This window comes from Chryseobacterium sp. CH21, assembly GCF_004119445.1.
Classification (GTDB): domain Bacteria; phylum Bacteroidota; class Bacteroidia; order Flavobacteriales; family Weeksellaceae; genus Chryseobacterium.
Genome location: NZ_QICI01000010.1, coordinates 130,970 through 151,404, shown reverse-complemented (window position 1 = coordinate 151,404; position 20,435 = coordinate 130,970). Strand labels below are relative to the sequence as shown.

Below are 20,435 nucleotides of genomic sequence, written 5' to 3'. Positions count from 1 at the left end.
AAAAAGTAAACAATTTAGGATATAAAACAGCTAAAAGACGCATCGCTATGGAACTTCGGGATATGATTACCGCAATTTTAATAATATTTGCGGGGGGTGATCCTGCAAAAGTCTTCAAAACTTAAAACATAAAAATGGTCGGAAATTTCTTCCGACCATGACTAGGGTTTTCCCGGCTTTTTAAATTTCTTAAAAACTGAAATTGATCTTAAAAGTTTAAATTACTTTGCAGAAGTTGAATGATGATTTTTATTATCACTAAATTGTTCCTGTAAATCCTAGATAAGTTTTGTAATTAATTTGCGAAATGTGTATTTTCGCAGAAGTTTATGAAAAAAATACTCTTCATATCAGCCATAAGCCTGTTGAGCTGCAACAGAAATACACAGACGGCACATCCTCCTGTAGGGGGTGTTTTAAGCCAGAAAGATCTGGATGTTTCTAAAAACAGGATGAAAAATTTGAATGTCATAGAAAGAGGGCAGATTCAGGATTGGATCAGTGGTCAGTCTGTGAAGTATTTTCCTACGCAGCTTAATTACTGGGTAACGGTGGAAGGTTATGATCAGAGAGAAAGAAGAAAAGATGAATCTTTGATTTCTTATTCTTATGATCTGTACGATTTTGACCAGACTAAAATCTATGACCAGCCTTTTGAGAGAAGAGATGCCAAATTCGGGCACTTTGATGAACTGAGAGCAGTGGAGAACGCTTTGCGTTTTATACATGATGGAGAGGAAGTAACGCTTTTGGTGCCGTCTTCTTTAGCGTACGGAACATACGGAGACGAAAAGAAAATAGACAACGATATTCCATTAATCATAAAATTAAAAGCCCTATAATACATGAAATTGTTTAACAAGAATATAATTCTGGCAGCGGCAAGTATTTCGCTGATGAGTTGTACCCCAATTTATAAAAAAATGAACGTAGACAAAGAAACTTACGAAGGTCTTAATGACGGACTTTATGCCAATCTTCAAACTACAAAAGGTAACTTAATTGTAAAGTTTGAGGACAAGAAAGCACCAGTAACTGTAGCCAACTTTATCGGTCTTGCAGAAGGGAAAATCGACAACAAAGCTAAGGCTAAGGGAGTTCCTTACTATGACGGAACTATTTTCCACAGAGTAATCAAAGATTTCATGATCCAGGGAGGTGATCCTAAAGGAACTGGAGCAGGTGATCCGGGATATAAATTCGAGGATGAAAGAAATGACCTTAAACACACTGGAAAAGGTGTTCTTTCAATGGCAAACTCAGGACCTAACACTAACGGTTCTCAGTTCTTCATTACTGAAGTAGCTACTCCTTGGTTAGACGGAAGACACACGATCTTCGGAAAAGTGGTAAAAGGTAATGATGTCATTGATGCTATTGCTAACGTTGAAAAAGGAGCTCAGGATAAGCCTAAAACTGATATCGTTTTAGAAAAAGTTTCTGTTTTCAGCAAAGGTGACGAATACAAGCACTACGATGCAGCTAAAACTTTCAACGAAGGAAAAGCTAAAATCACAGAAAACAATAAAGCTTTTATCGCTAAAGAAGAAGCTGAAAAGAAGAAAAAAGAAGAAGAATTCAAAGCTAACCAGGAGAAATTAGTTGAAAACCTAAAAGCTGGTATGCAAAAAACAGAATCAGGTCTTTACTATAAAATCACAAAAACAGCTGAAGGTAAAGCTCCAAAAGCAGGTGACAACGTATCTGTACACTATGCAGGTAAATTGGTAGACGGAACTGAATTCGATTCTTCATTCAAGAGAAACGAGCCTATCGAAATTCCAATCGGAATGGGAAGAGTAATCAAAGGATGGGATGAAGGTATCCTATTATTGAAAGAAGGTGAAACTGCTACATTATTGATCCCGCCAGCAATGGCTTACGGAGAAAGAGGAGCAGGAGGAGTGATCCCGCCAAACTCTTGGTTAGTTTTCGATGTTGAGCTTGTAAAAGTAAAATAATTGAATCTTTTTAAGATATGAAGCCGTCCGTTGGACGGCTTTTTATTTGGCCCAAATATATTCTGTAACGATCTGCGTAAATGTTGCGACCCATTTTAAGAGCCGGAAAGGGTAATGATTTTCTGGTAAAAAGTAATCTTAAATTTGTAACACCATTTAATAATGAAAACCAAATCACTTCTGTTTCTTTTTGTTCTGCTGTCGTGTATAACTTTTTCGCAGGCTAAAGCAAATCCTGACGATCCAGCGATAAAAAAATCACTTACTTATTTTGTAAACAGTATTAAATCTAAACAGATCGATCAGGCAGTAAGCTGTATCTATCCAAAATTCTTCACCATTATTTCAAAAGAGCAGATGACACAGATTTTGAATATGACCTACAATAATCCGTTCATGAAAATTGAAATGCAGGATTTAAAGTTTGGAAACATTGAAAACCCCGAACTCATTACTGGTGAATATTTTTCTATTACCCATTATTTTTTGAAGCTGAAATGCAATGTCAGTTCATTAAACGATGATATGAAAAAGAAAATGAACAGTGCACTAACAGCCAAATATGGAGCGAATAATGTAAAATATTTAGCCAACGAAGGTTCATATCTCATCAATGCCAATATGAAAACCTGTGCTGTTTCAAAAGACAAAAAAGCTTGGAAATTTGTTATTCTTGAAAAGGAATATAAAAAAGAACTTGTGAAAGTCTTACCGAAGAAAATTCTGGATAAATTTTAAAGGATTAAGAAGCAGCAAGCATCGATTTTTTGTTTCCCGTAAATACCGTAGAAATACGGATTTCGGGAAGGATTTATTACTTCTATCTTTATCCTGCACTTATATAAGAAACAAAATAGAAAATATGTTTGATCTGAATTACGACCTGATAAAGAAAGAAATAGAATCGGAAGTATGCGAAGAGCATGGTCTGCATCCTGAATTGGTAAAAACTGATGAAGGGTTCGGAATAAAAGCCTGCTGTGAACCTTTCAGAGAAGAACTCGTTGAAAAGTCCGGAAAAATGATTGAAGAAGAAACGAAAAAGATCCTTGATGAAATGATGAAGGATCTGTTTAAAGAATAAATTATTACGATGTGACGATAGCACTTGTTGTTGTCGCGAGGGCTGCTCCGGATGGGGTGGCTTTTTTATATATAGCTCCAAAGTAAAATTTTAAAATAAAAAACCGCTCCAAACAGGGCGGTTTTTTCAGTAAAAGTAAATTGAAAGTTATGTTTTCTGTTATCTCTTCTTCATACTTTTCCCGGCAAGGGAACTGATGAATACAAAGCCAAAGCCTAAATAGGCGGCAAATGCCGTAAGGTATATAATTAAGCTATTGAAGCTTGGTTCTGAAGCGTATACCAATACAGAAAACGCAGCAAAGCTCAGAACCAATAACAGGCTCCAGATATTCAATTTTGCAGCATCTTCATTTCTCTTAAAAATCATTTCAAAAAAGGATCTCATCATTACTTACATTTTAAGGGTTATACAATTGATTAAAAAATAAAGGCGTACTCATCACGGTAAAAAGAATAAGTTCCTTTACTGGGCCAAGGTTCACGATGACTTTGCCATTTATCTATATCGTTATTCCGGGCTAAAAGTCCGGGAAATTTTTGTTTTTTTTGAATCAATTAAGATTCCTGGTTATTGATGATACCAGTTAGATACGGGGTGCAAAATTGCTGTGAAAAACCAACGGGGGAGTTAGTTAATCACGAACCCGTATCTTGTACGGCATCGTAGAAAAAAAAGGATTCATATACTAGATATGAACTTGAATCGGTGGAAAAACTGAAAATCCACAGAAAACCTTTTTTCTCATCCTTAGTGTTTTTTTATTTTTTCTCGATTTTTTAAATGCCAATATCATGCCAAAGTTTTGTATTTACGATTAACACTTTGTTTTATAAGGTTGATAAGACTTTTGTTGAAGCGTGTTTTCATCTATTATTTCCTTAAACAAAGAAAAATTTTCTATTTTTAAGCTTAAATAATTTGAAGCAAAGAAAATATTACGGCAAGATGATGTTTTATGCAATTTGAAATATTTGTAGAATAATGTAATGATGACTCAAAACGATTTAAAAGATCATATAAAGATCAATATTACTAGCCTTTTACAATTAGTAAAAACTAATTGTTGGAATACTATTTCTCCTGATTTATTTTTTATTCTGTCTGATTTTAATGAATTTGAAGGAACGAACTCCCTGGAACGAAGCTCGTCCCGAAATAGGATCAATAATTCAAAAATGATGCTTACATTAGATTCTGCAGTAGAAAACTTGTATAAAGAGCTTGATGATCTTTATGATGTGAATCTGTATATGTTCAGGGCTAACAAAACAGAGACTATAGTTGAGATACAATACTATCGGAAATCAAATTTTGAGACTGATTATTTTGCTGCAATAAAGGATAATCAACCCATGTTTCATTCAAAAATTGAAATACCTGTGTATGCATGGGATGGAGGGAAGTTTGATGTCAATTGGGAATCCGGAGGTGGATTACATCACGCATGGAAAATTTTTTTGTGGAGAAATTTTTTGTACAAACGTAAAATTAGAGATAAGAAACTTAAGTAATATAATATTGGAAAGAGCTATAAACCATTTTATTGCAATTGTGTTATTCGTGAAATTATTAGTGTCATTCGTGTTTAATTATAAAACCACAAATGTCACAAATATCTTTGCACAAATTTCACCAATAGAATCATTTAAAACTTATCCATCAAAAAATATCCTCAATTACCTGCGAAAATCTGCGGTTAAAAAAAACTTTATAGATTTTGGCTAAAGCCGATGGAAGCTATTCCATAAGACAAAACAGGCTTAAGCCTGTTCCAATTGAATTGTGCAATTCGTGAAATGATTAGTGCAATTTGTGTTTAATTTCAAGAACCACTAATAACACAAATATATTTACACTAATTTCACCAATATAAAAATGCACAATCATCCGTGTCAATCTGTGAGATCAGTGGGATTCTTATAGGTTTGGGATAAAGCCCGTTTCTATTGATTGAAGAGTTAGATATTATTAAAAAGAAAACCGCCTTTAAAAAGACGGTTTCGTATTTTACCAGTTTTTATCAATCATATAAATAATCTGTGTCAAAGCTGTAGCGCCTAATAAAAGCTCTCTTCGATTCACCTTTTCAAAAGTATCTTCTTCGGTATGATGAATATCGAAATAACGTTGAGAATCCGGCATCAATTCAGCAGCGGGGATTCCCATGTCGTGGAGTGGATAAAGATCTGTTCCTGAAAATCTTTCTTCAAAGTTGTAAACTCCGTAGGGAAGGAATAAGTTTGACCAGCCTTTGATCTGATTTCTTTTTGCATCATCCATATCTAAAGCAATACCTCTTGGAGCAAAACCTCCTGCGTCTGTTTCTATGGCAAAAAGATGTTTTTCGTTTTTCTCTTTTACGGTTTTACCATATTGAATTCCGCCTTTTACCCCATTTTCTTCATTGGCGAAGCAGACTACTCTGATGGTATGGTTATTTGGAATTCCCAATTTTTTAAAGGTTCTTAATACTTCAATGCTTTGTACAATTCCGGCTCCGTCATCATGAGCACCTTCGCCTACGTCCCAGGAATCAAGATGTCCGCCGACAACAATCACACTCTGATCTTTTTTACCTGTGATTTCCCCGATCACAGAGTGGGAGAGTTTTTCACCCTTCATTCCACAATTGGAATTAAGTTTTGCGGTAATTTTCTGATTCTTTAATAATGTTTCCAGTTCATCTGCTGTAGTGCTTCCGATGGCTACAGCGGGTATTTTGGAAACTTTGTCTTCATAGCGCATCGCTCCGGTGTGAGGAACATCGTCAAAAGCAGAAGATAATGACCTAACGATGGCAAATTTCCCTCCTTTTTTTGCTGTTAATGAAGCAGCTGTAGTTCTGTATTTTGCTGCATCACCATAGGCTTTAAAGGTTTCTATGAATGACTGGCTGAAAGCATAGTTGAAGAATACAATTTTATCTTTCACTTTTTCAGCAGGAAGTTTATCATATTCTTCCATAGATTTTACCATGATGATTTCTCCAGAAACATCTTTTCCTCCGGTGCCTTCAGAATTTCCAAGAGAAAGCATTTTAAGGTTTTTCCATTTTCCGTTGGAAGTCTGAATATTTAAAGATTCTTTTCCTCTTTCCCATACTGGGATCATCACTTCCTGAAGCCATACTTTGTCAGCGCCGGCATCACGAAGTTTTTGTTCGGCCCATTTTACGGACTTTTCATAAGCTTCAGAACCGCTTAAACGGTGGCCTATGTTTTTTGTAAGCTCTCTAAGCTCTGTATATCCTTTTCCGTTGTTCAGAATTTCTGTAGAGATCTTTCTGAACTGGATGGAATCTTCTTTAGACTGACCAAAAGCGATCATTCCAAAAAGCAATAATGAAGTTCCTAATATCTTTTTCATTGTTTTACCAATTTTTATCAATCATATAAATAAGTTGGGTCATCACCGCAGAACCGAGTAACAGTTCTCTTCTGTTGACTTTTTCAAAAGTGTCTTCTTCTGTATGGTGAATATCGAAATAGCGTTGCGGATCAGGTACCAACTCTGCCGTTGGAACTCCCATTTCATGAAGCGGGGCAATATCCGATCCGGAATATTTACCTTCAAAGTTGTAAACACCATATGGTAAAAACAGATTTCCCCAGCTTTTGATCTGGTTTCTTTGAGGTTCATTCATTTCAAGGGAAATTCCTCGTGGTGAAAAACCTCCTGCATCAGATTCTATAGCAAAAAGATGCTTCTCGTTGTTTTCTTTGGCAACTTTACCATATTCTTTCCCGCCTTTTGTTCCGTTTTCTTCATTGGCAAAGCAAACTGCACGGATGGTATGGTTATTTTGTATGCCTAATTTTTTAAAAGTTCTTAAAACCTCGATACTTTGTACAATTCCGGCACCGTCATCATGAGCGCCTTCGCCTACATCCCAGGAATCAAGATGTCCACCGACAACAATAACACTCTGATCTTTTTTACCTGTGATTTCTCCTATAACAGAGTGAGATCGTTTTTCTCCTTTCATTCCACAGTTGGAATTCAGTTTGGCTATGACTTTTTGACTTTTCAACAAGGTTTCAAGCTCATCAGCCGAGGTATTTCCAATTGTTATAGCCGGTATTTTAGAGATATTTTCATCATAACGCATATTTCCTGTGTGTGGAACATCATCAAAAGCAGAAGAAAGGGATCTGATGATGGTAAATTTACCTCCTTTTTTAGCCGTTAATGAAGCGGTAGTTCGTCTATAGGCACTTGCGTCACGATAAGAGATAAACGTCTGTACATTTTCCTGTTTAAATGTGTAGTTGAAGAAAACAATTTTATCTTTTACCTTTTCAGCGGGAAGCTGATCATATTCTTCAAGTGATTTTACCATGATGATTTCTCCGGAGACATCTTTTCCTCCGGTTCCTTCAGAGTTTCCAAGGGAGAGCATCTTGATGCTTTTCCATTTTCCGTTTGAGGTCTGAATGTGTAAAGATTCTTTTCCTCTTACCCATACCGGAATCATCACTTCCTGAAGCCATACTTTATCAGCTCCGGCATCATGAAGTTTTTGAGCTGCCCATTGCACAGATTTTTCATAGGCTTCAGAACCACTTAAGCGATTACCAATTGTTTTGGTGAGTTCTCTCAGTTCATTGTATCCTTTACCATTATTCAGAATTTCTGTAGAAATTTTTTTAAATTGGATGGAATCTTCTTTAGTTTGGCTAAAAACAGTTATTCCAAGAAGTAATAATGTTGTTCCTAATATTTTTTTCATTGTTACCAGTTTTTATCAACCATAAAAATCATCTGTGTTATGGCTACAGCTCCCAAAAGAAGCTCTCTTTTATTCACTTTATCAAAAGTATCCTGTTCGGAATGATGATAATCGAAATATCTTTGTGTATCTACCACAAGCTCTGCCAAAGGAATGTCCAGTTTTTTTAAAGGAGAAATATCCTGAATGGCTTCTGTCTGATCGAAATCATAAACTCCATAAGGCAGAAAATATTCTTTCCACGGATAAACCAGTCTTCTTCTTTGAGGTGACATGTCCAAAGAGAATCCTCGCGGAGAATAGCCTCCGGCATCGGTTCCCAGGGCGAATACATGTTTTTCGTCTTTCTTTTTTACATAAGCGGCATACATCTCACGGCCTTGTCCGCCGTTTTCACTGTTGGCGTACAGAACAACACGGATGGTATGGTTATTTTCATATCCAAGCGCCTTCAATGTTCTTAAAACTTCGATACACTGTACAACACCTGTTCCGTCATCTACCGCTCCTTCACCAACATCCCAGGAATCAAGCTGGGCACCCAGAACGATTACTTTAGAATCTTTTTTCCCCCAATTTCAGCAATGATATTGGGATTTGTCGTGTCGCCTTTTGATTCGGCGTTCATGTTGATTTTAGCAGTAACTTTTTGTTTTTTTATTAATTTCTCCAGCTCCTCTGCGGATCTTACCCCAATTGATAAAGCCGGAATTTTAACTTTATCGTCTGGTTCGTAATAAATCATTTTGGCATGAGGAGTATCGTCACTAGCTGTGGTAAGTGATCTTATAATTAATGCTTTTGCCCCTGTTTTAGCAATAACAGAAGCGGAAATTAATTTTGATTTTGCAGTCTGTAAATAAGAATCGCTGGTATTGATAATTTTCGGATCCATAGGAACATTTACGAAAACTATTTTATCTCTTAATTGTCCTACAGACATAGCATTAAGCTCTGAAGTAGAATTAATTAAAACAATTTCTCCTGTAAGATCTTTTCCGTCTGTACCTTCAGAGTTTCCAAAAGAAAGCATTCTGATGTTTTTCCATTCTCCATTTCCTGCTTTTATCTGCAAAGATTCTTTTCCTCTGATCCAGACTGGCGCTTTGGCTTCCTGTCTCCAGATCATATTAATACCAATTTCTTTGAATTTTTTTTCAGCCCATTCTACAGCTTTTGCATATCCGGGAGTTGCACTGAAACGTGGGCCTATGCCTTTGGAGAGTTCTCCGAGATTATCATAAGCAGTACCGTTGGTCATAATTTCATCTGAGATTTTTCTGAACTCATCATGATAATTAAATTTGGCAACAGTCCCTTTTTTTGCTGGATTTTTTTGTGGCTTTTTCTGAGAAAATAAAAATCCACTCAAAAAGAGTGGAAGTATAATGAATATTTTTTTCATTTTTTATTTACTTATCTTTTCCGTTGATAAAAGTAGGGAAAAATTAGTAATTTATTAAGGTTTCATGTCGTACATTAACAGGGCTGTAATCAATTTTGGCTCAATGAATGTACATTTTGGAGGCATGCTTAATTTTAAGTCTGAAATTTTAATCATATCATTAAAACTTACAGGATAAATACCAAAACCTACTTTACCTTCACCGCTGTCTACTTTTTCTTTTAAAAGATTGATTCCGTTAATGTTGGAAGTCCCTTTTACATAAGAAATAAGTTCAGAGCTATCCGGGTCTTCAATTTTCAGGATATTTTTGAAAATATACTTGTCCAGAAGGTGGTGATCCAGGTTGTCCAGAGACATTTCTTTGGAACGAAGATCGTGTTTCACATGAAGAGAGTAGAACTTCCCATCCATATACATTGAAATATGGAATTTCTGAGAAGGGTAGTATGATGTTTCTCCTTTTTCGTGAATAAGGAAATATTTCTCAAGTTCCTTCAGGAAGTCTTCAGGAGAAATGCCATTCAGATCATGTAAGATTCTGTTATAATCGTGAATCTTAATCGACTGATTGGAAACAATAAAGCTGTATACAAAGTTGTAAAGCTCTGTACCATTATGCTTTTTGTTCTTTTCTTTATGATATTTGGCATTTATTGCTGTGGAACCAATTCTGTGGTGTCCGTCTGCAATGTAGAATGAATCAATCTGATCTATTACTTCTTTAAACTGCTGCAGCTTCAGACGGTTGTCTATTCTCCAGATTTTGTGTCTGATCCCGATAGAGTCTACATGGTTGAAAATAGGAACATTTTTTTCCTCATGATTCATCAGTAGTTCAATTTTTGAATTGGCAGGATAGGTAAGGAGTACAGGTTCTGCCTGCAGATTTACTTTTTCAAGGTAATGAGCAAGTTTTTCCTTTTTCTGAGGAATGGTACTTTCATGTCTTTTGATTTTTCCATTCCAGAAATCTTCAATACTTGCCAATCCGAGAAGCCCCCTGAACACCTGTTTGTTGGGATAGATCTGCTCATAAAGATAATAGGCAGAATTGTCCTGGACCAATTTCTTTTCGTCCAGAAGTTCTTCAAATGTGGAACGTATCTTTCGTAGGTTCCGGTCAATATCTTTAGATTTACTTACAACATAGGGTTTAATCATATTGATGTAAGTATTTTCAACTTGAGCTTTCTCTGCAATCTCTTCCTGGGTGAAATTATCCAGTGGATGGGTAGGGAAAGTACTCTCCAAGTCTCTATGAGGTCTTATTCCACGGAAAGGTTTAAAAACAGGCATATTTATCTTATAGTTTCTTTTTGTAGCTTAATAATTTGTTCTGCAAGTTCGATACCGATTTTTTCTTGCGCATCCACCGTATTACCTCCTACGTGAGGGGAAAGTGATAATGCGGGGTTCATCAGTAAAGGCAGTTCCGGGCTTGGCTCGTTTTCAAAAACATCCAATGCCGCTCCGGCTACTTTTCCTGACTCGATAAAATCGATTAGGGTCACTTCATTGATGACACCTCCTCTTGCAGTATTTACAATATAGACCCCGTCTTTCATTTTTTCAAACTGAGGCGTATCTATAATATATTCATTCGTCTTCGGCGTGTTGATACTGATGAAATCTGCATCTTTAAGGAATGCATCCATGTCATTGGTGGAAGTGATTTCAAAGTTCACAGACTGTCCATCGAAGAAATTCAAGGTAAGAACTTCTGTTTTAGGGCTTCTTGTCAGAACGGTTACTTTCATTCCTAAAGCAATTCCTATTTTGATGACTTCCTGGCCAATGCTTCCAAAGCCGATTACGCCTAATGTTTTCCCTGAAAGTTCATACGCATTGCTGAAAGACTTTTTCATGGCGTTGAAGTGAGTTTCTCCTTCCAGAGGCATCAGTCTGTTAGATTCGTGAAGGAATCTTGCCAGTGAAATAAAGTGTCCGAAAACCAATTCTGCTACTGATTTTGAAGATGCTGTAGGCGTATTGATGACTTTAATGCCTTTACTTTTAGCATATTCTACATCAATATTGTCCATCCCGATACCGCCTCTTCCAATGATTTTAAGGCCGGGACATGCATCAATCAGATTCTGTCTCACTTTCGTTGCACTTCTTACCAGAAGAACGTCCACATTATTATCGTTGATAAAATTAATAACGTGATCCTGAGCCACTCTATTGTCCAGAATTTCAATTCCGGCTTCTTTTAAAGTGTTTTCTCCTGCTTTTGAGATTCCGTCGTTTGCTAAAACTTTCATGAGTTATTTTATTGATGTTAGATTGAAGATGTCAGAAGTTAGATTTTGAGTTCTGTTATCTGACATCTTTTGTCTGATATCCTTTTATTTTTCGGTCGCCTAATATAAGCTATTTTATTGACTTCATTACATCCACCAAAACCTGTACGCTTTCAATTGGTAAGGCATTGTATAAACTTGCTCTGTATCCGCCTAAGCTTCTGTGTCCGTTGAGTCCGCTGATTCCCGCAGCTTTCCATGCGTTGTCAAATTCTTCTTTCTTACTTTCGTCTGTAATTTTGAAAGAAACATTCATCAGTGAACGGTCTTCTTTTACGCAGAAAGTTTCGAATAACGGATTGCTGTCGATTTCATCATATAAAAGCTTGGCCTTCGCTTCATTTCTTTGTTCTGCAGCAGCAATTCCTCCGTTTCTTTCAAGATATTGAAGGGTAAGTAAAGAAGCATATACAGGAAATACCGGTGGAGTATTGTACATAGATTCTTTAGCAATGTGCTGAGAATAATCAAGGATAGAAAACATGTTTTCTCTTCCTGTTTTCCCAAGAATTTCTTTTTTAATCACCACTAAAGTAACCCCTGCAGGGCCCATATTTTTCTGAGCACCAGCATAGATCAGATCAAATTTAGAGAAATCCAGCTGTCTTGAGAAAATATCAGAACTCATATCACATACCATCAGCGTATCCACTTCTGGGAAAGATTTCATCTGAGTTCCATAGATCGTGTTGTTGGAAGTACAGTGGAAATAGTCATATTCTGCACCTACCGTATAATCTTTAGGAATAAAAGAATAGTTTTCTTCTTTTGAAGAACCTACCACATCTACTGATCCTACTTTTTTTGCTTCTTTGATGGCTCCGGCCGCCCAAGTTCCTGTATCCAGGTAAGCTGCTTTTCCACCTACTTTCATCAGGTTGTAAGGAACCATGGCAAACTGCAGGCTGGCACCTCCACCTAAGTAAAGTACTTCATAATCATCACCAAGATTCATCAATCTTTTTACAATCGCACGCGCTTCGTCCATTACCGCAACGAAATCCTTACTTCTGTGAGAAATTTCAAGAAGAGACAATCCGATACCGTTAAAATCAAGGATAGCCTGTGCTGATTTTTCAAATACCTCTTGTGGTAAAATACATGGTCCTGCGCTGAAGTTGTGCTTTTTGTTCATATTTTTATTTTTTGGTGCTTCAGGATTTGAAATTCCTTCAGCTTTATTTTTGGTTAAATGTGATTTTTGATCAAAAAATTCCGCCTCACAGATCATGAGACGGAATCTTTTTTATTCGCCGTGTAAGAATGCTTTTTTGTCAAGAAGAGCTTCTTCAGATTCTACGTGATCCTCGTCAGGAACACAGCAGTCTACAGGGCATACCGCCGCACACTGAGGTTCTTCGTGGAATCCTTTACATTCTGTACATTTATCTGTTACAATGAAGTATACATCATCACTTACAGGTTCCTGTGGTGAATTGGCATCTACAGTAAGTCCCGACGGCATTGTAATGGTACCTTGAAGAGCCGTACCGTCAGAAGCTTTCCAATCCACAGCTCCTTCATATATTGCATTATTTGGACATTCCGGTTCGCAAGCCCCGCAATTAATGCATTCATCAGTTATTTTAATAGCCATCGCTAATTTTTTTTAAATTTGCACAAAATTACAAAATATTCCCCAATTTTAAAGTAATTATGAATACCGAAAATCAAGTTTTAGGACTTATTAAATTAAGTGATTATATAAAAGCGTTTTTAGCGAAGAAATCAGAAGATCACAATGAAGATGATGTTGATATTGAATTATTATTAAAAAGATCTGAAATAGAAAATCCGTGGTTTACCATTGATAATCAGAAATTTGCTTTACAGCAATGGTCAGATCTTTTGACTGAGGAAAATATCAAAAACTGGCTTAACAATTATTCAATTTCTAAAATTTCAAAGAGAGTTGGACTTATTTTAGCCGGAAATATCCCTTTAGTGGGCTTTCATGATGTAATGTCCGTTGTTTTGGGCAATCATATTCCTGTGATTAAACTGTCTTCAAAAGATAAGTATATGATCCCGTTCTTATTAAAGAAATGGAAAGAATTTTCTAATGAGAATGTAGCTTTTGAATTTGTAGAAAAATTAGAAAATTTTGATGCCGTTATTGCTACTGGAAGTAATAATACAGCAAGATATCTGGAATATTATTTTAAAAATCATTTAAGCATTATCCGCAAAAACAGAACTTCTGTTGCCGTGCTGAAAGGCGATGAAACACAAGAAGAACTGGAGCTGCTGGCAAATGATATTTTCCAGTATTTTGGATTAGGATGCCGAAATGTGACGAGAATTTTTATTCCTCAGGATTTTGTAATTGACAGATTGTTTGAAAGTTTCTTAGGTTTCCAGGATATCATCAATCATAACAAATATGCTAACAATTATGATTATAACAGAGCAGTTTATCTTTTGAATCAGGATAAATTCTGGGATAATAATTTTGTGATGCTGAAAGAAGATGATAAGCTCTTCAGTCCACTTTCGGTAATCAATTTCAGCAGATATGAATCTTTGGATGAGGTGAAATCTTTCATTGCTGAAAACGAAGAAAATATCCAGTGTGTAGTGGCAAAAGAAGAGATCGGCTTGAATGCAATTTCTTTTGGAGAAGCACAAAATCCGGGACTTGATACCTATGCAGATAATGTGGATACGATGAAATTTTTGGAACTGGTCTGATTTTCGTATCTTCCATCACTTATTTCACCAGATAAAAATGAATACTATGAAAAAATTATTGCTGGGACTTGCTCTTGTAGGGGTGCAGATAGTGTTTGCGCAGAAGATTGCAGGTGTGAAGGTTGAGAATGGCCAGAAGAAAGAGCAGCCGGCTGCTATAAGTAAGGAAAAAGTTAACTTATATAATGATAACTTCCTTAAGTTTGTGGATGCTTTACAGGCTTCTGACCGTACAACTATTGATGGATTGCTTTCTGAGAAAGTAAAGGAAATCGTTACAGATGCTGTTTTGAAAAAGGTCAAAGACGGTATTGATCCCAATAAAAAACTTGAAATTTTAAAAACAGGATATTACAAGACGATGGATGGTACGAATCATCCAAGTATTAAATATAAATATGCAGGAGAATCATCTTCCAAAGAGGCTATTACCGCTGTATTTGAGGATGACGGAAAAATTCTGGGAGTATTGCCTGCGAAGTAAATGAATTTTATTTTCGATTAACTAAAAAAATATTAACTATGATGACAGATGTTTTAGTCGCTCATTCTTCAGACGTTGAGAAGGCGAGTTTTTACAAGAAGACGTATTTGCATGTTGCTTTATCTATTCTTGCATTTATTGGAGTTGAAACAATATTATTGAAAACTGTTCCAGCAGAACTTATTGCAATGATGTTTAGCCAAAGATATATCTGGCTGCTGATTATCGGGGTTTTCTGGCTGGCTTCTGTTTTAGCTTCCAAGTGGTCTCTTTCACAAAGTAAATCTACCCAATATTTAGGATTAGGATTTTACATTCTGTTGGAAGCGATTATCTTTTTACCGCTGCTTTTTATTGCAACCAATATGACGGGTGGTACCAATGTGATCTTCCAGGCTGCTACTTTAACGATTGCTATGTTTGCGGGTATTTCTGCAGTGGCATTTACTTCTAAAAGAGATTTTTCTTTCTTAAGAAATATCATTGTAATCGGTGGATTTATTTCTATCGGACTGATTGTAGGAGGGATGATCTTTGGTTTTAACCTTGGACTGTGGTTCTCCGTTGGAATGGTGATTTTAGCTTCAGCTACAATTCTATATCAGACAAGTAAATTAAAAGACTCATATGGAACGAACCAATATGTAGGAGCGGCTTTGCAGCTTTTTGCTTCCATTATGCTTTTATTCTGGTATATTCTAAGTATTTTAATGAACAGAAGAAGCTAATTGATAAGTTTTCTTAGCTTTAAAAATAGAGTCCCGGTGATTTTTCATCGGGATTTTTTTATTATTTAAACATAAAGTTTAAACACAAAGTTCGCAAATGTTTTCACGAATAACACGAATTCAATAGGAATGGGGTATTATCCTGTTTATTTTTTCCACGGATTTCTGCAGATGATTGCGTTTATTTATTCCTTCACGAATAGATTAATTCAATAGGAATGGGCTTTAGCCCATTTGCTTTAAATAAGCCATCATCAATAGGCTTTAGCCGAAACTTATAAATATCCCACAGATTCCACAGATTGACACGGATGATTGTGTATCTTTATTTGTGTTATTAGTAAAAACATTTGTGTTATTTGTGAAAAATATTTGTGCTATTCGTGTTTAAACTATAAACCCAAAAAATCCTGATGATATTCTCACCGGGATTTTAATTGGTTATTCTTTATAATTTTTCATGCAACTTCCAGCCTCATGTGACGGGTTAAAGTCCTTTGAAGTACATTTTAGTTGAAATAAAAGATTCTTAAAGAATAGAAAAAAGTATAGTAATGAGGAAAACCTCAGGTATTGTATATTTTGTGTTTTTATAGTCTTATGATTAAAAATAATCGTAAGATGTTATTTGTCGATGGATCCTAAAACCTTCTGAGCAAAAGAGTTTAAAGCATCTTTTTCACTCATTCCGTTTTGTACGTTGCTGTGCACTTCTAAAGCACCACAAATATTGGTAATCAATTCTCCTGCAACATTTAAATCTTCTTCGCTAGTTCCTCTGAATTCGCAGAAACTTTCCAGTACTTCTAATGTTTTTTCAAGATTTTCAGGGGTCTGATTCTGATAAAACTGTCTGATTACGGGTAATTTCATTATGCTAATTCGTTAAAAAGGTTAATTAAACTTTCTGCCTGGTTAGACTGAACCTGGTTCACTAATTCTCCGTTTTTAAAGATGGCAAAAGTAGGTAAGTTATCCACTTTTGCTAATTTTCTGCTTTCAGGAAGCTTTTCAGCATCTACGTATAAAAATGGAATAGAGTCATTTTCAGAGGCTAATTTTTTGAATTTCGGCTTCATGATTCTGCAGTTTCCGCACCATGTTGCGCCATACTGAACAACTACTTTTTCGTTGTCGTTAACTATATTTTGTAATGTATCTTCGGTTAATTCTGTATACATGATTGTAATTTGAAAATTTGTTAATTTGAAAATGTGCGAATGTTTTTGTAAAGAAGAAAATGAGATAATTTTTGATAATTCTCCAATTATCTCATTTTCAAATTAACACATTATATTAGTTCTTCGCTAAGTATTCTGCTGTAGAAGTTCTGTCAGCTTTCATAGCGTCTTTTCCTTCTTCCCAGTTTGCAGGGCATACTTCACCGTGCTTTTGTACGTGTGTGTAAGCGTCAATTAATCTTAAGAATTCTTTTACGTTTCTTCCTAAAGGCATATCGTTTACCGCTTCGTGGAAGATTTTTCCAGTTTCGTCGATAAGGTAAGTTGCTCTGTAAGTTACGTTAGAACCTGTGAAAACTTCATTTCCATCTTCATCATATTCGAAATCCTGATCAACAATTCCCAATGTGTTAGCCAATTGTCTGTGCGTATCAGCTAAAAGTGGGTACGTTACTCCTTCAATTCCTCCGTTATCTTTTGGTGTGTTCAGCCAAGCGAAGTGTACCTCGTTAGTATCACAAGATGCACCGATTACTTTAGTGTTTCTTTTTTCGAATTCACCTAAAGCCTCCTGAAAAGCGTGAAGCTCAGTAGGACATACGAAAGTGAAATCTTTAGGGTACCAGAATAAAAGAACTTTTTGCTGGTTGTTTACTGCTTCATCAAGGATGTTGATTCTTAGATCGTCACCCATTTCAGACATTGCGTCAATTGTTAAATTTGGGAATTTTTTTCCTACTAAAGACATAATTTTTCTTTTTTTATATTTAAATTTCTTATGCAAATATATGAAAGATTCATCTATCAAACAAACTAAAATCGATAAATAAAATCTATAATTGTTTTTGGTGGGTTGTTAAATAAAAAAGCCCTGATATCAGGGCTTTTTGTTTATTTTAATAACCAAATATTTCAGTTAAATTAAGTTTTTTTACTTCGCCTAATTTCTTCATATCTGTTTCGTTTACTTTGTCTTGAGAAGCAACGAGACAGTAGGTGTAGTTCTTGTTCTTCATTTCCTTATCGTGGAAAGAGTTGATGTCTGTGAAAGAAAGTTTTGGTGCCTGTTCATAGACATTCTTTCTCATGTCAAAGTTGTTTCCAAGTCTTTGAGATTTAAGATAAGAGAAAATGATTCCGTCCTGAGTAATTCTTTCAGAAGCAATTGATTTTTTCAATCCGCTTTTTGCTGTTTCGAATAACTGCTCAGATTTTGGAAGGGTAGTCAAAAGCTCATTCATTGCCATTGTAGACTCATTGAATTTGTCTGCTTGTGTTCCTACATAAGCCATAACCATATCCTTGTCTGTTTTCTTGCTTGGAAGTGCAAAATAAGAGTAAGTAGAATAAGCCAGTGCTTTTGATTCTCTGATCGTTTGGAAAACAATAGAACCCATTCCGCCTCCGAAATAATTATTGAATAAGCTTACCGTTGGCGTAGTGGATGGATTGTATTGGTCAGAATTTCTTACCCAGAAAACTTCTGCCTGTACCATGTCATAATGAGCAAATAATACTTTATTCTTATCTGTTGGGATTTGTGCAAAAGTTTTAGACTTAGGAAGATCCTTAAGGGTCGCAGGAAGCTTGTGAACAGGTTTTAAAGATGCTACTACTTCGTTTCCTGATTTTGGCCCGTAATACAGTACTTTATGCTTGAAATTAAACAAATCGTGAAGAACATTAATCAGATCTTCTGCTTTTAATGCGTCAAGTTCAGCATCGCTCAGTACATTGTTGAAAGGATTCTGTGCACCATATTGAGCATAGCTTCTCAATCCGGCCATAATGGTTCCTTTGTTTTGCTTGGCATTGGCTCTGGCTTTCTTCAGTCTTGTTTTGTAAGCATCAAGAGCTGTCTGGTCTGCCTGACAGTTTTTAATGAGATCTTCAAATAAAGCAATTGTTTTATCGAAGTTTTCATTTAAACCTTCAAGAGATACATAGGTTTCTTCATTTCCGGCTCCTACATTAAAGCTTGAAGCCAGTTTGTAGAATTCTTTACTGATAACCTCCGAAGACTTGTCTTTCGTACCTAAATACTGAAGATATTCTGCAGCCAATGGAAGAATTTTGTTATTCCATTTTCCTGAATCAAAGTGATAATACATTCTGAATAATGCATTGTCTGTATTTTTAACAGAAAGTACGTCTACGTCAGCTAATTTGTTTTTAGCAATGTCTTTGTCATAATTCAACCATACCGGAGCGATTGGGTTTTCTGGCATCTCATCAATCTTCTTAAGGAAAGGAGACTGATCTTCTCTGTTAACAGAAACCGGAGTGATAGTAGGTTTGTCAACTTTTACAATGCTCTTGTCTTCACCCTTTCTTTTGTAAACAGCAACGTAGTTGTTATTCTGAAGATATTTGGATGCGAAATCCATGATGTCTTTTTTCGTCAGTTTTGAAATTTCATCTACATATTCCAACGATGCTTTGTGGTCAATGTCTGAAGTAAATTCATCCATCAGGATACTTGCTCTTGACGAATATTTTTCATCTTTCTGAATAATCCCTTTCTTTTCGTTATTTACGATAGATTGGATAAGATCATCAGAAAAATCTCCTTTTCTTAATTTATCAATTTCCTGTAGAAGAAGATTCTTTACTTCATCCAGAGATTGTCCTTCAGTAGGCTTGCCTTGTAAAAGTAAAACAGAATAATCTTTTAAAGCATAAGATCCGGCATAAGCACCCAGTAATTTTTGTTTTTTTACCAAATCAAGATCGATCAATCCGGCTTGTCCGTTGGTCAACATATTTCCAACAAGGTTCAGCATTCTTGCATCTTTGGTAGAAGCTCCCGGAAATCTGAAACCAAGCATTACGTTTTCTGGATTGGGCCCTACAACCTCTTTTACAACCGGAGTTGTGATCGCTTTTTCCTGTCCTACTTTATATTCAGGAATTGCTTTAGGTTTCATGTAAGAGAAAGCCTTGTCAATCTTTGTAATCACTTCATCCGGATTAAAATCTCCGGACATAATGATCCCCATGTTGTTAGGGACATAATAATTGTTGTAGTATTCTCTGATAGCATGCAGAGAAGGGTTTTTCAGGTGTTCAATGGTTCCAATGGTTGTTTGCTTTCCATAATTGTTGTTAGGGAAAAGGTTCGCAAACATCGTATCGAAAACCTTATCTCCGTCATCATCAAGAGATCTGTTTTTTTCTTCATATACAGCTTCAAGTTCCGTATGGAAAAGTCTTAAAACCGGTTCTCTGAATCTTTCAGCCTGTACAGCAAGAAATTTGTCAAGAACATTGGCAGGTACGTCTTCTGTGTATACTGTCTGTTCAAAGGAAGTAAAGGCGTTAGTTCCGTCCGCTCCCATACCAGCCATCATTTTATCGTACTCATTTGCAATAGCGTATTTAGCTGCCTCTCCTGAAACCTTGTCAATCTCTTTGTAGATCTCTTTTCTCTTGGCTTCATCCTTGGTCTGGTTGTACTTTTCGTAAAGAGCATCAATCTGGTCTAAAAGTGGCTTTTCTTTAGCCCAGTCTTTAGATCCAAACTGATTGGTTCCTTTGAAAAGCATGTGTTCCAGATAGTGAGCAAGACCTGTATGGTCTGCAGGGTCAGTTTTACTTCCTGCTTTTGTTGCAATATACGTTTGTATTCTCGGGTCCTTATTTGTTGGACTCAAAATAACCGTTAATCCGTTTTTCAAAGTATAATACCTTGCGGAAGTAGGGTCGTTGGTAACGTATTTGTACTTGTAGCCATTAGAATTAGCTTCTTTCCATTGGAAATCCTGGCCAAAAGCATGTCCTGCAAAACTTGCAGCGGCAATACTTGTAGCGATGGTTAGTTTTTTTAACAGATTCATTGCTGTTGTGTTTTATTGTTGATGGTT

General features: G+C 36.0%; 21 protein-coding genes. 8 read left to right on the top strand and 13 right to left on the bottom strand.

Translation table 11 applies throughout. The features are described from left to right. Nucleotides 1-329: 329 nt before the first annotated feature. The 4 genes from BOQ62_RS01165 to BOQ62_RS01150 all read left to right on the top strand — a co-directional run bounded on the left by BOQ62_RS01165 (nucleotide 330) and on the right by BOQ62_RS01150 (nucleotide 3,045). Complete coding sequence (locus BOQ62_RS01165) at nucleotides 330-842, top strand: FKBP-type peptidyl-prolyl cis-trans isomerase (protein ID WP_129036605.1); 513 nt, start codon at nucleotides 330-332, stop codon at nucleotides 840-842. Nucleotides 843-923: 81 nt separating this feature from the next. Next, on the top strand, nucleotides 924-1,961 hold the full coding sequence (locus BOQ62_RS01160; protein ID WP_228413529.1) for a peptidylprolyl isomerase: 1,038 nt from the start codon (nucleotides 924-926) through the stop codon (nucleotides 1,959-1,961). 162 nt (nucleotides 1,962-2,123) lie between these two features. Further along, a complete protein-coding gene (locus BOQ62_RS01155) occupies nucleotides 2,124-2,699 on the top strand; it encodes a hypothetical protein (protein ID WP_129036604.1) in 576 nt (191 codons plus the stop codon). A 124-nt stretch (nucleotides 2,700-2,823) separates the two neighbouring features. After that, a complete protein-coding gene (locus BOQ62_RS01150) occupies nucleotides 2,824-3,045 on the top strand; it encodes a hypothetical protein (protein WP_129036603.1) in 222 nt (73 codons plus the stop codon). Nucleotides 3,046-3,204: 159 nt separating this feature from the next. Here BOQ62_RS01150 and BOQ62_RS01145 read toward each other — a convergent pair whose 3' ends face one another. Then, nucleotides 3,205-3,435, bottom strand: a complete 231-nt coding sequence (locus BOQ62_RS01145) for a hypothetical protein (RefSeq protein WP_129036602.1) — start codon at nucleotides 3,433-3,435, stop codon at nucleotides 3,205-3,207. A gap of 602 nt (nucleotides 3,436-4,037) precedes the next feature. Between BOQ62_RS01145 and BOQ62_RS01140 the strand changes: the two genes are divergently transcribed. Beyond that, nucleotides 4,038-4,559 carry a hypothetical protein gene (locus BOQ62_RS01140; protein ID WP_164976649.1) on the top strand — a complete coding sequence of 174 codons (522 nt, stop codon included), beginning with the start codon at nucleotides 4,038-4,040 and terminating at the stop codon, nucleotides 4,557-4,559. Between the two features lie 496 nt (nucleotides 4,560-5,055). Here BOQ62_RS01140 and BOQ62_RS01135 read toward each other — a convergent pair whose 3' ends face one another. From BOQ62_RS01135 to BOQ62_RS01105, 8 genes are all read right to left on the bottom strand, one after another. Continuing rightward, nucleotides 5,056-6,414, bottom strand: a complete 1,359-nt coding sequence (locus BOQ62_RS01135; protein WP_129036600.1) for a M28 family peptidase — start codon at nucleotides 6,412-6,414, stop codon at nucleotides 5,056-5,058. 4 nt (nucleotides 6,415-6,418) lie between these two features. Continuing rightward, entirely contained in the window at nucleotides 6,419-7,777 is a 1,359-nt protein-coding gene (locus BOQ62_RS01130; protein WP_129036599.1) for a M28 family peptidase, read from the bottom strand. Between the two features lie 2 nt (nucleotides 7,778-7,779). Beyond that, a complete protein-coding gene (locus tag BOQ62_RS22790) occupies nucleotides 7,780-8,322 on the bottom strand; it encodes a M20/M25/M40 family metallo-hydrolase (RefSeq protein ID WP_262708284.1) in 543 nt (180 codons plus the stop codon). Nucleotides 8,323-8,327: 5 nt separating this feature from the next. After that, entirely contained in the window at nucleotides 8,328-9,182 is an 855-nt protein-coding gene (locus tag BOQ62_RS22785) for a hypothetical protein (RefSeq protein ID WP_228413521.1), read from the bottom strand. Between the two features lie 54 nt (nucleotides 9,183-9,236). Then, nucleotides 9,237-10,481 carry a DUF1015 domain-containing protein gene (locus BOQ62_RS01120; protein ID WP_129036598.1) on the bottom strand — a complete coding sequence of 415 codons (1,245 nt, stop codon included), beginning with the start codon at nucleotides 10,479-10,481 and terminating at the stop codon, nucleotides 9,237-9,239. A 2-nt stretch (nucleotides 10,482-10,483) separates the two neighbouring features. Continuing rightward, a complete protein-coding gene (locus BOQ62_RS01115; RefSeq protein ID WP_129036597.1) occupies nucleotides 10,484-11,449 on the bottom strand; it encodes a D-2-hydroxyacid dehydrogenase in 966 nt (321 codons plus the stop codon). A gap of 109 nt (nucleotides 11,450-11,558) precedes the next feature. Next, a complete protein-coding gene (gene serC, locus BOQ62_RS01110; protein ID WP_129036596.1) occupies nucleotides 11,559-12,623 on the bottom strand; it encodes a 3-phosphoserine/phosphohydroxythreonine transaminase in 1,065 nt (354 codons plus the stop codon). Nucleotides 12,624-12,734: 111 nt separating this feature from the next. Next, nucleotides 12,735-13,085, bottom strand: a complete 351-nt coding sequence (locus BOQ62_RS01105) for a 4Fe-4S binding protein (protein ID WP_105702977.1) — start codon at nucleotides 13,083-13,085, stop codon at nucleotides 12,735-12,737. A 59-nt stretch (nucleotides 13,086-13,144) separates the two neighbouring features. Between BOQ62_RS01105 and BOQ62_RS01100 the strand changes: the two genes are divergently transcribed. The 3 genes from BOQ62_RS01100 to BOQ62_RS01090 are packed head-to-tail and all read left to right on the top strand — an operon-like array spanning nucleotide 13,145 to nucleotide 15,391. After that, the gene (locus tag BOQ62_RS01100) at nucleotides 13,145-14,179 is read left to right on the top strand and encodes an acyl-CoA reductase (RefSeq protein WP_129036595.1); all 1,035 of its coding nucleotides are present in this window, start codon (nucleotides 13,145-13,147) and stop codon (nucleotides 14,177-14,179) included. A gap of 46 nt (nucleotides 14,180-14,225) precedes the next feature. Next, on the top strand, nucleotides 14,226-14,663 hold the full coding sequence (locus tag BOQ62_RS01095; RefSeq protein WP_228413519.1) for a peptidylprolyl isomerase: 438 nt from the start codon (nucleotides 14,226-14,228) through the stop codon (nucleotides 14,661-14,663). A 38-nt stretch (nucleotides 14,664-14,701) separates the two neighbouring features. Further along, a complete protein-coding gene (locus BOQ62_RS01090) occupies nucleotides 14,702-15,391 on the top strand; it encodes a Bax inhibitor-1 family protein (RefSeq protein ID WP_129036593.1) in 690 nt (229 codons plus the stop codon). A 624-nt stretch (nucleotides 15,392-16,015) separates the two neighbouring features. Here BOQ62_RS01090 and BOQ62_RS01085 read toward each other — a convergent pair. The 4 genes from BOQ62_RS01085 to BOQ62_RS01070 form a co-directional block, all read right to left on the bottom strand. Further along, nucleotides 16,016-16,264, bottom strand: a complete 249-nt coding sequence (locus BOQ62_RS01085; protein ID WP_047495508.1) for a DUF6952 family protein — start codon at nucleotides 16,262-16,264, stop codon at nucleotides 16,016-16,018. Beyond that, a complete protein-coding gene (locus BOQ62_RS01080; RefSeq protein WP_034698499.1) occupies nucleotides 16,264-16,572 on the bottom strand; it encodes a thioredoxin family protein in 309 nt (102 codons plus the stop codon). Before BOQ62_RS01080 ends, BOQ62_RS01085 begins: the two co-directional genes overlap by 1 nt. Before the next feature lie 115 nt (nucleotides 16,573-16,687). After that, nucleotides 16,688-17,320, bottom strand: coding sequence for a peroxiredoxin (locus BOQ62_RS01075; protein ID WP_034698496.1), 633 nt, complete (start codon nucleotides 17,318-17,320; stop codon nucleotides 16,688-16,690). A gap of 148 nt (nucleotides 17,321-17,468) precedes the next feature. Beyond that, nucleotides 17,469-20,408 (bottom strand): M16 family metallopeptidase, encoded by a 2,940-nt coding sequence (locus BOQ62_RS01070; RefSeq protein WP_129036592.1) that lies wholly within the window; start codon nucleotides 20,406-20,408, stop codon nucleotides 17,469-17,471. Nucleotides 20,409-20,435: the final 27 nt, after the last annotated feature.